This window comes from Verrucosispora sp. CNZ293 (assembly GCF_002754655.1).
Genome location: NZ_PEFR01000001.1, coordinates 5,424,079 through 5,437,107 on the forward strand (window position 1 = coordinate 5,424,079; position 13,029 = coordinate 5,437,107).

Annotated in this window: 12 protein-coding genes; 6 read left to right on the top strand and 6 right to left on the bottom strand. The window is 71.6% G+C overall.

What is annotated here, in order from left to right; all coding sequences use genetic code 11:
• Positions 1–64 precede the first annotated feature (64 nt).
• Entirely contained in the window at positions 65–829 is a 765-nt protein-coding gene (locus CLT74_RS24745; RefSeq protein WP_099852837.1) for a maleylpyruvate isomerase family mycothiol-dependent enzyme, read from the bottom strand.
• A gap of 70 nt (positions 830–899) precedes the next feature.
• Here CLT74_RS24745 and CLT74_RS24750 point away from each other — a divergent pair, with 70 nt between their 5' ends.
• Positions 900–1,982: a UDP-N-acetylmuramate dehydrogenase gene (locus CLT74_RS24750; RefSeq protein ID WP_099849356.1), complete on the top strand. Its 1,083-nt coding sequence runs from the start codon at positions 900–902 to the stop codon at positions 1,980–1,982.
• A gap of 101 nt (positions 1,983–2,083) precedes the next feature.
• On the opposite strand, the gene CLT74_RS24755 is transcribed toward CLT74_RS24750, so the two are convergent.
• Both CLT74_RS24755 and CLT74_RS24760 read right to left on the bottom strand, forming a co-directional pair.
• The gene (locus tag CLT74_RS24755; protein WP_099849358.1) at positions 2,084–2,896 is read right to left on the bottom strand and encodes an SAM-dependent methyltransferase; all 813 of its coding nucleotides are present in this window, start codon (positions 2,894–2,896) and stop codon (positions 2,084–2,086) included.
• Positions 2,896–3,660: an SDR family oxidoreductase gene (locus CLT74_RS24760; protein ID WP_099849360.1), complete on the bottom strand. Its 765-nt coding sequence runs from the start codon at positions 3,658–3,660 to the stop codon at positions 2,896–2,898. The genes CLT74_RS24755 and CLT74_RS24760 overlap by 1 nt, the downstream gene beginning before the upstream one ends.
• Before the next feature lie 184 nt (positions 3,661–3,844).
• Between CLT74_RS24760 and mshA the strand changes: the two genes are divergently transcribed.
• From mshA to CLT74_RS24775, 3 genes are all read left to right on the top strand, one after another.
• Positions 3,845–5,194 (top strand): D-inositol-3-phosphate glycosyltransferase, encoded by a 1,350-nt coding sequence (gene mshA, locus CLT74_RS24765; protein ID WP_099849363.1) that lies wholly within the window; start codon positions 3,845–3,847, stop codon positions 5,192–5,194.
• A gap of 86 nt (positions 5,195–5,280) precedes the next feature.
• Entirely contained in the window at positions 5,281–5,814 is a 534-nt protein-coding gene (locus CLT74_RS24770) for a type III secretion system chaperone family protein (protein ID WP_099849365.1), read from the top strand.
• Positions 5,815–6,002: 188 nt separating this feature from the next.
• Positions 6,003–6,887, top strand: a complete 885-nt coding sequence (locus tag CLT74_RS24775; protein WP_486582761.1) for a hypothetical protein — start codon at positions 6,003–6,005, stop codon at positions 6,885–6,887.
• 371 nt (positions 6,888–7,258) lie between these two features.
• On the opposite strand, the gene CLT74_RS24780 is transcribed toward CLT74_RS24775, so the two are convergent.
• The gene (locus tag CLT74_RS24780; protein WP_099852840.1) at positions 7,259–8,575 is read right to left on the bottom strand and encodes an MFS transporter; all 1,317 of its coding nucleotides are present in this window, start codon (positions 8,573–8,575) and stop codon (positions 7,259–7,261) included.
• A 56-nt stretch (positions 8,576–8,631) separates the two neighbouring features.
• The gene (locus CLT74_RS24785) at positions 8,632–9,939 is read right to left on the bottom strand and encodes an MDR family MFS transporter (RefSeq protein ID WP_099849369.1); all 1,308 of its coding nucleotides are present in this window, start codon (positions 9,937–9,939) and stop codon (positions 8,632–8,634) included.
• Between the two features lie 151 nt (positions 9,940–10,090).
• On the opposite strand from CLT74_RS24785, the gene CLT74_RS24790 reads away from it, so the two are divergent.
• Entirely contained in the window at positions 10,091–10,858 is a 768-nt protein-coding gene (locus CLT74_RS24790; protein ID WP_099852843.1) for a phosphoglyceromutase, read from the top strand.
• A 52-nt stretch (positions 10,859–10,910) separates the two neighbouring features.
• On the opposite strand, the gene phoU is transcribed toward CLT74_RS24790, so the two are convergent.
• On the bottom strand, positions 10,911–11,561 hold the full coding sequence (phoU, locus tag CLT74_RS24795; RefSeq protein ID WP_099849370.1) for a phosphate signaling complex protein PhoU: 651 nt from the start codon (positions 11,559–11,561) through the stop codon (positions 10,911–10,913).
• 247 nt (positions 11,562–11,808) lie between these two features.
• Here phoU and CLT74_RS24800 point away from each other — a divergent pair, with 247 nt between their 5' ends.
• On the top strand, positions 11,809–12,999 hold the full coding sequence (locus tag CLT74_RS24800; RefSeq protein WP_486582762.1) for an ATP-binding protein: 1,191 nt from the start codon (positions 11,809–11,811) through the stop codon (positions 12,997–12,999).
• Positions 13,000–13,029 lie beyond the last annotated feature (30 nt).

Consider the following 13,029-nt stretch of genomic DNA (forward strand, 5'->3'; position numbering starts at 1 on the left):
GGGTCACAGAATGGCCACGGGCGGCCCCTCCCGCCGGGGAAGGGGCCGCCCGTGAAAGCAGTGCTCAGCCGGTGCGGACCCCGTCGAGCAGCGCGCGGTCACCCGAGACGGTCAGCGTGTCGAAGCTGACCCGCCCCCAGAGCGCCAGCAGCAGGTCGCTGGCGGTGCCGCTGACCTGCGCCCGGGCGTGATGGTCGTCGTGGTCGAGGATGGTGCCGGTGTCGAGCAGGGCGACCCCCTCGCCACGCAGCCGCAGGTACCACTCCTGAGCGGCGTCGGTGGCGGTCAACCGGACGACGCCCTGCCACGGGCCGCCCGACTTGCGCCGGCCCGCCGGCAACCAGGTGTCCAGCACCTCGCTCACCCCGTCGGCCGCGAGCTTGGCCTCGATCGGCTCGCCTGCGGCGATGGCGAGCTGGGCGTCCCAGCGGTGCACCGCCGTCTCATGGGCCATCCGGCGTGGCCAGAAGGCCGCCTTCTTCGGTTGGGGCGCCCAGTTCCACGCCGGGGCCTCCGGGTCGAGGGTGTCGAAGAGCGCCATCAGCTCGTCGTACGCCTGCTGCCACTGCTGGACGGCGGTGACGCCGGCCGCCGGCTCGACCGGCTGGGACCGGCTCTGCTGCGGTGCCGCCGGATCGCCCGAGCCGGCCACGTCGTGCACCCACCGGTAGATTCCGGCGAGATGGCGGGTCAGATCGGTCACGGTCCAACCGGGGCAGGACAGCACGGGAGTCTCGGGTGGCGCCTCGGCCACCGCGGCCGCGAACGCCGGGCCCTCCGCCCGGAGCGCACCGATCCAGAAGTCCTTGGTGCCGTGCAGTCTGCTCATCGCCATCCTCCCGGGGGTGACCGGGCCACCAGTGGGTGCCACGGCTACCCCTCAGCCTAGGGTGAGAGACGTGTCTGACGTCTACGCCCAGCCGACAGCCGCCGCGCAACCCGCCAGCACGGGCGATCTGGCGCAATATACGACATTGTGCCTGGGTGGGGCGGCCGGCCGGGTCGTCACCGCCGTCACCGCCGACGAGATCGTCAGCCTGGTACGCGAGGCGGACTCCGAGATCCTCCTGCTCGCCGGCGGAAGCAACGTGGTGATCGGTGACGCGGGTTTCCCCGGCACCGTGGTCCTCGTCCGTTCCCGGGGGCTGCGGGTGCTCAGTGAAAACGAGCAGACCGTGACGGTACGGGTCGAGGCCGGCGAGCCGTGGGACGACCTGGTCGCCGCGACGGTACGCAACGGTTGGTCGGGGTTGGAGTGCCTGTCCGGCATCCCCGGCTCGACCGGTGCCACCCCGATCCAGAACGTCGGAGCGTACGGGCAGGAGGTCGCCGAGACCATCACCGCCGTGCAGGTCTACGACCGGACGACCGGCACGGTCGGGCAGGTCGAGGCGGCCGAGTGCGGCTTCGCGTACCGGTCCAGCATCTTCAAGTACAACGAACGCTGGGTGGTGCTCTCGGTCGACTTCCGGCTGGCCCGCTCGCCGCTGTCCGGTCCGGTGCGCTACGCGGAACTGGCCCGGGCGCTCGGCGTCGAGGTCGGTGACCGGGTGCCGTTGGCGCAGGCCCGGGCCACGGTGCTGGGGCTGCGCGCCGGCAAGGGCATGGTGCTCGACGCGGGCGACCCGGACACCCGCTCGGTCGGTTCGTTCTTCACGAATCCGGTCCTCGACGCTGCCGCGTACGAACGGCTGCGGCAGCAGGCCGCCGAACTGGGCGAGCCACCGGCGTGGCCCGGGGCCGGCGGCTTGGTCAAGGTCAGCGCCGCCTGGCTGATCGACAAGGCCGGGTTCGGCAAGGGGTATCCCGGCCCCGAGGGCACCGCCATCTCCACCAAGCACACCCTCGCCCTGACCAACCCCACCGGCACCGCCAGCACCCAGGCCCTGCTCACCCTGGCCCGGGAGATCCGCGACGGCGTCCAGACCCGCTTCGGCGTAACCCTCCACCCCGAACCCGTCCTCATCAACTGCACCCTCTGACCCCCCCGGGCCCCCGGGCCCCCGGGCCGTCCATCCCACCTCCAGCGCCTCGTCGATCATGAGGTTGTTGTGTCCGGCAAGCCCTTTCCTGCGCAATAACTTCATGATCGACGCGACAGGCGGGTGGGGGCGATTGTGGGCCAGGGGAGGGTGAGGCGGCCGTGGCGCCAGTGGCGGGGGCGGTCGAGGACCGGCCAGCCCTGGGCGCGGACGGCCGACACGGTGTGCAGCCAGCGCTGGCGGGGGCCGAAGGGGGCGTAGCCGGCGGCGGCGTGCCAGGCGTCGTCAAGCGCCCGGATCAGGTCGTGGATCCGCTCACCCGGTACGTTGCGGTGGATCAGCGCCTTCGGCAGCCGCTCGGCCAGTTCAGCCGGAGTGCGCATGGTCGCCAGTCGGGCGGCCAGGGTCAGTGAGCGCGGCCCGTCGGCATCGAGCAGCACCCACCCGCCGAGGCGCCCCAACTCGTCGCAGGTGCCCTCCACCACCAGCCCGCCCGGCGCCAGCCCGGCGCGCATCGTGGCCCATGCGCCGGCCACCTCGCTCTCGTCGTACTGGCGCAGCACGTTCAACGCGCGGACCAGGGCGGGACGCAGGCCGGCCAACTCGAAGCCACCGCGGGCGAAGGTGAGACCTGGTGGATCGGCGGCGGGCTGCGCGTCGGAGACGCGTACCGGATCGATCTCCAGCCCGACCACCCGCACGTCAGCGCGGACCCGGGCGGCGAGCCGGGACCGCAACTCCACAGCCGTCACCGGGGTCGCACCGTAGCCGAGGTCCACCACAAGCGGGTCCGGTGCGGCGCGCAGCGGCTCGGCGCAGGTCTCCACGATCCAGTTGTCCACCCGGCGGAGCCGGTTGGGATGCGTCGTCCCCCGGGTGACCGCGCCGAGCGGCCGGGGCGCCGGCACCACCATCAGCCCGTCCGGTGCACCTTGTGCTGGGCGGCCTGGGCCAGCGGCCGGACCACGAGACGGTCCACGTTCACGTGCTGCGGCCGGGTGGCGCACCAGGCGATGCAGTCGGCGACGTCCTCGGCGAGCAGCGGCTCGGCGACACCGGCGTAGACCGCCTCCGCCCGCTCGACGTCCCCACCGAAGCGGGTCAACGAGAACTCGTCGGTCTTCACCATGCCGGGGTCGATCTCGATCACCCGCACCGGACGCCCACACAACTCCAGCCGCAAGGTGCCGGCGATCGCGGTCTGCGCGTGCTTCGCCGCGGTGTAGCCGCCCCCGCCCTCGTACACGGTGAAGCCGGCGGTCGACGAGACGACGACGATCGTGCCCGCCCCGGAGCCCTCAAGCATCGGCAGCAGCGCCTGGGTGACCCGTAGCGTGCCGAGCACGTTCACGTCGTACATCCACTGCCAGTCACCGATCGCGCCGGACTCCACCGGATCCAGCCCCCGTGCCCCGCCCGCGTTGTTCACCAGGAGAGTCACCGGCCCGCCGGCCTGCTGCGCGGCCCGGGCCAAATCGGCCACCGACTCGTCGGAGGTCACGTCGCAGTCGACCGCGGTGGCCGAGCCGCCGGTGGCGGTGATTCCGGCGACCAGTTCGACAAGCCGGTCGGTACGTCGTGCCGCGGCGAGCACGTGGAAGCCCTCGCCGGCGAGCCGCCGGGCGGTGGCGGCGCCGATCCCGCTGGACGCCCCGGTGACGATCGCGACACGACTCATCCGGCCATTCTCGCTCCCCGCCGCCGGGCGGTGGTGGGCGCGGTCGCCATGAGGTCGGTCACGCCCGGGGCCCTGCCCGACGTATTTCCCGCCGCCGATCGGGAAGATGACATCCGGCGTGGAGTGTTGACGCAGGAGCGCCGGTCGTGCGGGGACGGCATCAACCGTGGCAAAGGGAGCGGACGTGGCGGAAGAGCACACCGGTGTCGGTCGTCAGCGTGGTTCCCTGCCGTGGCCGCGACCCCGGCGGATCGCGACCCTGTCGGTACACACCTCACCGCTGCACCAGCCGGGCACCGGGGACGCCGGCGGCATGAACGTCTACATCCTGGAGGTCTCCCGGCGGTTGGCCGAGGCGAACGTCGAGGTCGAGATCTTCACCCGGGCCACCTCAGGTGACCTGCCGCCGGTGGTGGAGGTCGCCCCCGGGGTGCACGTCCGGCACGTGATGGCCGGTCCGCTGGAGGGCCTCACCAAGGAGGAACTGCCCGGTCAGCTCTGCGCGTTCACCGCGGGCGTGCTGCGCGCCGAGGCAGCGCGACCGCCAGGCCACTACGACCTCATCCACTCCCACTACTGGCTCTCCGGACAGGTCGGCTGGCTGGCCAAGGACCGCTGGGGGGTGCCGCTTGTGCACACCGCGCACACCCTGGCCAAGGTGAAGAACGCGCAGTTGGCCGCCGGTGACCGGCCGGAGCCCAAGGCGCGGGTGATCGGCGAGGAACAGGTGATCGCGGAGGCCGACCGGCTGGTGGCGAACACCAGGGTCGAGGCGCGGGACCTGATCGGCCGGTACGACGCCGATCCCACCCGGGTCACCGTGGTCGAGCCCGGCGTCGACCTGGAGCGGTTCCGTCCCGTCGCAGGTGACCGGGACGCCGCCAGCACCGCCGCCCGGCTCCGGTTGGGCCTGCCCACCCGCGGCCATCTGGTCGCCTTCGTCGGGCGGATCCAGCCGTTGAAGGCTCCCGACGTGCTCATCCGCGCGATCGCCGCCCTGCGGGCGCGGGACGCCGAGCTGGCCCGGGAGGTCGCGGTGGTGATCTGCGGCGGCCCCAGCGGCACCGGGCTCGACCGACCCACCGCTCTGATCGAGTTGGCCGCCTCGCTCGGCGTCGCCGACCGGGTGCACTTCCTGCCACCCCGCACCGGAGCGGAACTTCCCCTGCTCTACCAGGCGGCCGACCTGGTCGCGGTGCCGTCGTACAACGAATCCTTCGGTCTGGTCGCGTTGGAGGCCCAGGCCTGCGGTACGCCGGTGGTGGCCGCCGCCGTCGGTGGCCTGATCACCGCGGTGCGCGACCAGGTCAGCGGGGTGCTGGTGCGCGGACACGATCCGGTGGACTGGGCGGGTACGCTGGCCCGCCTGCTGCCCGACCCGGCCCGACGGGCCGAGTTGTCCGTCGGCGCCGCCCGGCACGCCCGGGACTTCTCCTGGCACCGCACCGCTGCCGGCCTGCTCGCCGTCTACGGTGAGGCGATCGCCGACCGCCGGGCCGGCCTCACCGCCGAACTCACCGGCTCCCGCTGCTGAGGTACCGGACAGTCCCGGCTCAGCGGGCCAGCGGTGACGGGCCGGCAGCCGGGCGGACCGGTGGTGGTCGCCGTAGAGTTGGACCGATGAGCGATCTCGGTGCCCTGATCGAGTCCGTCTGCGCGGAGCGGGAACTTGCCTGCGAGTCCACCGGCCCGGGGTCGTACGCGGTGACCCTGCCCGGTACGCACAAGCTCAAGACGATCTGCAACCTGATCGTCGGCGAGCACGCGCTGCGGATCGAGGCGTTCGTGATGCGCCAGCCGGACGAGCGGCGTGAGGAGCTGTGGGCCTGGTTGTTGCAGCGCAACGCCAAGATGTACGCCGTCTCGTTCTCCATCGACGCGGTCGGCGACGTCTACCTGACCGGCCGGGTCAACCCGCAAGGGGTGGACGCCGACGAGCTGGACCGGCTGCTCGGTGCGGTGCTGACCTACGCCGACGAGTCCTTCGACACGATGCTGGAGATCGGGTTCGGCAGCTCGATCCGCCGCGAGTGGGAGTGGCGGGTGAAGCGGGGCGAGTCAACAGCGAATCTGGCGGCCTTCGCGCACCTGTTCGAGCCCTCGGCGGCTGCTGGGTCGGCTCCGCCGGCCGCCGGAGGTTCGGACGGCTCCTGACGGGTAAGCCGCTGCGCGCGGTGCGGCGTTGGGACCCGCCGCGCCGAGACGGCGAGTGTCGAGGAGCGTGAGCGTCCATGGCTCAGCGAAGCAGCTCGGGTCGCGGCGGGACCGCGACCAGGACCAGGCGGCAGGGTGGTAACCAGACCCCGAACACGCCACGGATCTCCGAGTCGGAGATCTCCCGGATGCGGGTGGACGACATTCGGGGACAACTGCGGCGGTACGGGGTCTCCGGCATCTCGGCCCTCCGCAAGCCGGAACTGGTGAAGACGCTGGCGAAGGCGATGCGGTCCGGCGGTGCCGGGCGTCGCAGTAGCGGTCCGGCCGGCCGGGCCAGCGCCACGAAGGCATCCGGCACCAGGCAGACGGCGTCCAGCCGGACCGCGCCGGGGCGGGCCAAGTCGGCACCCGCGAAACGGGCCGCTCCGGCGAAACGGGCCGCTCCGGCGAAACGGGCCACTCCCACGAAGCGGGCCGCCGCGGCCCGCAAGGCGACCGGTACGGCGGGCAGGTCGAGCGCGGGCGCCGCCCCCAAGACCACGAGCGCCGCCCGCAAGACCACGACGGGTACGGCGCGCAAGAGCGTGGCCGGCGCGCGGAAGTCGGCCCCCCGGAAGTCGACCACGGCCGGCGGGCCCAGCAGCACGGCCACCCGCCCCCGGAAGGCGGCACCCAGCCGGCGGTCTGCCGCCGGTGGCGCGGCGCGGACCGGGCGGTCGAGTTCGCGGTCGATCCGGTCGTCGCAGTTGATCTCCTCGCTCCAGGACCGGCCGGAACGTCCCGGCCGCAGCCTGGTCACCACCAACCACGACGTGATCCGGCGGTGGGCCCGTGAGCGGGGTGCCAAGCCGGCGACGATCGGCGGTACCGAGCGCGAGGGGCGGGCCGGGGTGCTGACCTTCAACATCCCGGGTTACCGGGAGAGCAGCCGGATCCGCGAGATCACCTGGGACGAGTGGTTTCACACATTCGACATGCGTCGGCTGAACCTGATCTACCAGGAGCAGCTGCGGGACGGTCGGCAGAGCAACTTCTTCCGGACCGAATCACCCGATCGGGAAGACGGGTGAGAGGTTTGCGGGAATAGCCCTCGGGTACCCGCTGTTGGCCTTGACCGAGGGCCTAGGCGCCGTCTCCCAGGGATTCGGTGGCTGTGACGGGCGAGACAGTCGCTCAGGTTGAATCGCGAGGTCGGGCCGCATTAACTTTATTGCACCGCGTCACGCTCGGTGCCGTTCGGGGGAGCGGCGGATCGATCAGATCTGTGCAGCCGGGCGAGACGCGGGGGACGGGTGGACCGACACCGTTGGGGGACGGTGGCCCACCTGTTTGGACCGGCGGCGCGAGCGGGCGTCGCTTACGGGGGTGAGTGTCGCCCGCCGCCGCCGGTCGTACGACGTGAAATGCCCGGTACGTCTCGTACCGGGCATTACGCGTGCGCTCAGGACTGCCCGGCCAGCGACGGCTCAACCCGTTCCCGCTGATGACGCAGGGCGGCCACCCGTCGTTCCCGGGACGGCCCGGCGAGCAGGTGCACACCGGCGGCCAGCAGACCCAGCGCGCCGACCAGCAGCCAGTGCCCGTCGCCCCACAGTTGCAGGCTGAAACCGCCGAGCGTCGGCGCGATGAACGACGCCGCCGGGAACGCCAGGTAGAACACCGACTGATAGCGGGCCCGCAGCGCCTGTGGTGCCAGGTCCGCGTTGATCTGTGCGTTGGGTGGCGCGGCCAGCATCGAGCCGACCGTCCAGACCACGCAGGCGCTCAGGTAGAACGCGAGATCGTCGGCGACGGCGAGCGCGCCGAAGCCGACCGCGAGCAGCGCCGTCGACAGGGCCAGCACGTGCGCTTTCCGGTGGCGGTCGATGAGCCGTGGTACGAACAGCTGCCCGAGCACGATCAGGACGCCACCGAGGGCCACCACCGCGCCGTACGACGACGGCCCCAACCCGTCGGCGCGCATGGCCAGCGGCATGATCGTCGACGCCTGCATGGTCAGTACGGCCAGCACGAAGGTCAGCCCGACGAAAACCAGGAAATGCCGATCGGTCAACGCGGTGTGCAGTCCCGGGCGACGCGATCGGCGGGTGTCGGCAGCCGGGGTCGCCGGAATCCGACGGCGGGTCAGGGTCTCCGGGACCTTCCAGGCGATGAGCGCGGCGGTGGCGAACGTGGCGACTGCGTCGACCAGGAAGAGGGCCATGTAGCTCGCCTCAGCCAGTAGCCCGGCAAGCACCGAGGCGACAGCCATGCCCAGGTTGAACGCCCAGAACTGCAGGTTGAAGGCGCGGGACCGGCGGTGCTCCGGTACCACGTCGACGATCGCGGCGACGAAGGCGGGGCTCGGCATGGAGTGCGTCACTCCGACCAGCAGGGCGAGCACCGCGATCACGCCGAGGTGTTGGCTGAGAGCCAGCGCGACCATCAGGGCGGCGGTCACCAGATGCGCCGCCACCAGGGTCGAACGTCGGCCCCACCGGTCGGCCAGGACCCCACCGAGCAGCACCCCGGCGGCACCGCCCGCGCCGTACCCGCCGACCACCACGCCGGCCAGCGACTCGCTGGCACCCCGGGCCGCAGTCAGGTAGAGCGACAGGAAGAGCATCGCGAACGCGCCGGCCCGGTTGATCAGTAGGCCGGCCCAGAGGTACCAGAAGGTCGCGGGCAGGCCGCCTGCGGTGTCGGCCAGCCAGCGACGAAGCGCCCCGACCGGCGGCCGTTCGTGCTGCTGCTCGGTCGGCACCTCGACCCCGCCCATCTGTTCGGACACCTAACAGATCTTGCCGGGTCGCCTGACGGGAGGGACGTCGGGGTTCACCCCCGGGAGGTGGCCACCGGCTCGGCCGCCTGCGGTGCGGCGGGCTGCGGCGCGGTCGACTGCACCGTGACCACCGGCGCGGCACCTGCGGTACGCAGGGCGACGGCCCGCCGCTCCCGGGCCGGCCCGGACAGCAGGTGGCCCACCGCCATCACCAGGCCGATCACCGCACAACCGAACCAGAGGGTGGCGTTGCCGGCCTGCTCCCGCACCAGCCCGCCGAGGATGGGTGCCGCCGCTCCGGCCAGTTGCCAGGAGAGCGAGAAGACGCCCTGGTACCGGCCGCGCAGTTCGGCGGGGGAGAGCTCGGCGATGAGGGTGGCGTTTGACGGCGAGTTGAGCATCTCACCGAGGGTCCAGATCAGCACCGTCAGTCCGTAGAACCAGGCGACGTCGGCGAACGCGGTGAGCCCGAAGCCCGCGCCCATCACCACCGCGGCCAGGGCGAGCACGTGGGACCGGCTGCGTCCCTTGATCAACCGAGGTACGAAGAGTTGGCCGGCCACGATCAGGACGCCGTTGAGCGCGATCACCGATCCGTACGTGGCGGGGCTCAGACCGGAGTCGGCCATCGCGATCGGCAGCATCGAGATGTGCTGGAGGAAGACAAGTGCCCCGAGCAGGTTCAGGGCGACGAAACCGAGGTACACCCGGTCGCTCAGGATGGCCCGCAGGGCGCCGGCCGGGGCGCCGCCGCGCGGCATGTCGACGGTGACCGTCCGGGTCTCCCGCACCTTCACGAAGATGATCAGCGCGGTGACCACTGTGGTGGCCGCGTTGACCACGAAGAGCAGCAGGTAGCCGGCCTGCGCGGCGAAGCCGGCGAGCACTGCGGCACAGGCGAAGCCGAGGTTGATCGCCCAGTAGTTGAGCGAGAAGGCGCGCAGCCGATCCCGCTCCGACACCACGTCGATCATCATCGCGCCGAACGCCGGGCGGGCCGCCTCGGCGAAGAGGCCGAGCAGCAACGCGCCCGCCGCGACAGTCCACAGGTCCCGGGCGAAGCCCAGGGCGAGCATCATTGTCGCGGCGCCGAGATGCGCGGTGAGCAGCGTCGGCCGACGGCCCCACCGGTCGGTCAGGGTGCCTCCGGCGGTGGTGCCGACCGCACCGCCGACACCCCACGCGCCGAGCACCAGGCCGGCCTGTGCGGCGGAGAAGCCGCGTTCCTGGGTCAGGTAGATGGCGAGGAAGACCAGGACGAACGAGCCGAGCCGGTTGATCAGCGTGCCCGTCCAGAGGTACCAGAAGGTCCTCGGTAGCCCGCCTGTGGTGTCCCGGAACCAACCCCGCATCGCGCGCACGCCGGCGCCTCCGTTTCCGTAATGCCTGATTATCTTTTGGATCCTTACCAACCTAATGGCGTGCCGGAATCAAGGTCACCTCTATTTCCACGTGGTGGTCGTCACCACCCTTCCCGCGCGGGCCGTTCGGGGTTGCGGCAGGATGATCGGCATGACAGCTAGCGAGGGGCCCACCGTCGGGACGCTGGTCCTGCTTCGGCACGGCGAGAGCGACTGGAACGCCAAGAACCTCTTCACCGGCTGGGTCGACGTCGACCTGACCACGAAGGGGGAGAACGAGGCGCGCCGCGGCGGCGAACTGCTGCGCGAACACGGCCTGCTGCCGGACGTGGTGCAGACGAGCGTGATGCGCCGCGCCATCCGGACCGCCGAGTTGGCGTTGAACGCCGCCGACCGCCACTGGATCGCGGTGCGCCGGTCGTGGCGGCTCAACGAGCGCCACTACGGCGCGCTCCAGGGCAAGAACAAGAAACAGACCCTTGAGGAGTACGGCGAGGAGCAGTTCATGCTCTGGCGCCGGTCGTACGACACCCCGCCGCCACCGATCGCGGACGACGACGAGTGGTCGCAGGTGGGTGATCCGCGTTACGCGCTGCTGCCGACCGAGCTGATGCCGCGCACCGAGTGCCTCAAGGATGTCGTCGAGCGGATGTTGCCGTACTGGTACGACTCGATCGTGCCGGACATCCTGGCCGGCCGTACCGTGCTGGTGGCCGCGCACGGCAACTCGCTGCGGGCGCTGGTCAAGCACCTGGACCAGATCAGCGACGAGGCGATCGCGAAGCTCAACATCCCGACCGGAATCCCGCTGCGCTACGACCTGGACCCGCTGCTGCGGCCCCAGACGCTGGGCGGCACCTACCTCGACCCGGAGGCCGCCAAGGCCGCCGCCGCCGCGGTGGCCAACCAGGGGCGCTGACCGAGACACCGCGACGAGGGGCCCCGGCCGACGCCGGGGCCCCTCGTCATGCTCAGGCGGGGGTGACGGGTTCGCCGGTGATCAGGTAGACCACGTGCTCGGCACTGTTGACCGCGTGGTCGGCGAAGCGCTCGTAGAAGCGACCGAGCAGGGTGGCGTCGATGGCTGTCTCCACGCCGTACGGCCAGTCCGCGCCGAGCAGCACCCCGAACAACCCCTTGTGCAACTCGTCCATGGCGTCGTCGTCGCCGTCCAGCTCGGCGGCGAGATCGGCGTCGGGGTGCGCCAGCACCGAGGCGATCTTCTCGGCCATCCGATCGGCGATGGTCGCCATGTCGGTGAAGACCGGACGCAGCTCGGCCGGCACGGCCGGCGACGGGTGCCGGCGCGATGCCGTCTTGGCGACGTGGTCGGCCAGGTCACCCATCCGCTCCAGATCGGCCGCCACGTGCAGCGCCGTGATCATGGCGCGCAGGTCGGAGGCGACAGGGGCCTGACGGGCCAGCAGATCGCAGACCCGCTCCTCGACCTGACGGTAGAGCCCGTCGATCTCCGCGTCCCGCTCGATCACGGACTCGGCGGCCCGGCGGTCGGCGGTGAGCAGGGCCCGGGTCGCCTGCCGCAACGCCGCCCGAACTCCCTCGGCCATCTCGACAAGCAGTTGGCTGACGGCCTGAAGTTCGGCTCGGAACTCGTCGCGCATTCTCACGTCCTGTCCGTCGGTGCCGGCGATCCCGCCGACATGCTTTGCGCAGGTACGCCGCCAAACTAGGGCTCTCGGGCGGACCGGAGGTGAACGCTGATGAACTAAGCCGGACGCGCGGGTGAACTTTCCCGGAAGTGAGAGTGCTTCGTCCTGTTCTGGGCGATAGCCGGGTTAACAATGACCCTACGATCGCCGGGTGACGTGGGCGGTGACGGTGGGTGTGGCTGCGGCCCTGGTGGTCGGGGTGGCCGCCGGCCTGTGGTTGTCCCGCATGATCCCGTTCGGTAAGGGGAGGCTCGCGATCGTCGACGAAGTGCAGGTCGGGCTCGGCCGCCGCGCGATCGACTCGCTGCGCGCGGGGGTCGTGGTGCTCGACGCAGATGATGTGCCGGTACTTGTCAATCCGGCGGCGCGGGCGATGGGGCTGCTGCGGACCGGTGGCCGGCCCGGTTCGATCATGGCGCATCCGTTGATCCGTACCCTCGCGGGTCAGGTGCGCCGGACCGGCGTGCGGCGCGAGATCGAGCTGGACCTGCCCCGAGGTCGCGACAACGCCGGAGAGAACCCGCTCGGTGTGCACCTACGGGCGATGGGCCTGGGCAACGGCTACATCGCCGTGGAAGCGGCCGACGTGACCGAGTCGCACCGGCTGGCCCGGGTCCGCCGTGACTTCGTGGCAAACGTCAGTCACGAGCTGAAGACCCCGATAGGCGCGTTGCAGTTGCTCGCCGAGGCACTGCTGGACGCCACCGAGCCGGCCGACGTGGGGCGCCCGGACCTCTCCGAGGACCTGGTCGCGGCCCGGCGGTTCGCCGAGCGCATCCAGCACGAGTCGACCCGGTTGGGGCGGCTGGTGCAGGAGTTGCTGGAGCTGACCCGGGTCCAGGGCGCTGAACCGCAGCCGGCACCCGAACCGGTCGCGGTGGACTGGGTGCTCTCCGAGGTGATCGATCGCACCCGGACCGCCGCCGCCGCCCGTCGGATCGAGGTGACGGTCGAGGCCGAGCGGGGACTGACCGTGTACGGCAGCGACAACCAGCTCGCGACCGCGGTGGCGAATCTGGTGGAGAACGCCCTCAACTACTCCGGCGAGGACACGACGGTACGCATCGCCGCCCGGGCCACCGAGGAGCAGGTGGAGATCGCGGTCACCGACCAGGGCATCGGCATCGCCCCCACCGACGTCGACCGCATCTTCGAACGGTTCTACCGGGCCGACCAGGCGCGCTCCCGCGCGACCGGCGGCACCGGCCTGGGGCTGGCGATCGTCAAGCACATCGCGAGCAACCATGGCGGCCGGGTGGATGTGGCGAGCACTCTTGGTGGTGGGTCGACGTTCACCCTCCGGCTGCCCGCCCGCCCGCCGGACGACCTGCTGGCGACACTGCCGCCTGCTGGGATCGAGGCCGGCGCGGCCGAGCTTCGGCAGGACTGACCGCATGTGGATCAGGCCGGGTTCCGCCCG

Excerpts from the sequence above, each read along its gene's own strand:
- CLT74_RS24745 (WP_099852837.1), bottom strand. The coding sequence starts at position 829 with ATGAGCAGACTGCACGGCACCAAGGACTTCTGGATCGGTGCGCTCCGG.
- CLT74_RS24755 (WP_099849358.1), bottom strand. The coding sequence starts at position 2,896 with ATGGTGGTGCCGGCGCCCCGGCCGCTCGGCGCGGTCACCCGGGGGACG.
- CLT74_RS24760 (WP_099849360.1), bottom strand. The coding sequence starts at position 3,660 with ATGAGTCGTGTCGCGATCGTCACCGGGGCGTCCAGCGGGATCGGCGCC.
- CLT74_RS24770 (WP_099849365.1), top strand. The coding sequence starts at position 5,281 with ATGAGCGATCTCGGTGCCCTGATCGAGTCCGTCTGCGCGGAGCGGGAA.
- CLT74_RS24775 (WP_486582761.1), top strand. The coding sequence starts at position 6,003 with ATGCGGGTGGACGACATTCGGGGACAACTGCGGCGGTACGGGGTCTCC.
- CLT74_RS24780 (WP_099852840.1), bottom strand. The coding sequence starts at position 8,575 with ATGGGCGGGGTCGAGGTGCCGACCGAGCAGCAGCACGAACGGCCGCCG.
- CLT74_RS24790 (WP_099852843.1), top strand. The coding sequence starts at position 10,091 with ATGACAGCTAGCGAGGGGCCCACCGTCGGGACGCTGGTCCTGCTTCGG.
- phoU (WP_099849370.1), bottom strand. The coding sequence starts at position 11,561 with ATGCGCGACGAGTTCCGAGCCGAACTTCAGGCCGTCAGCCAACTGCTT.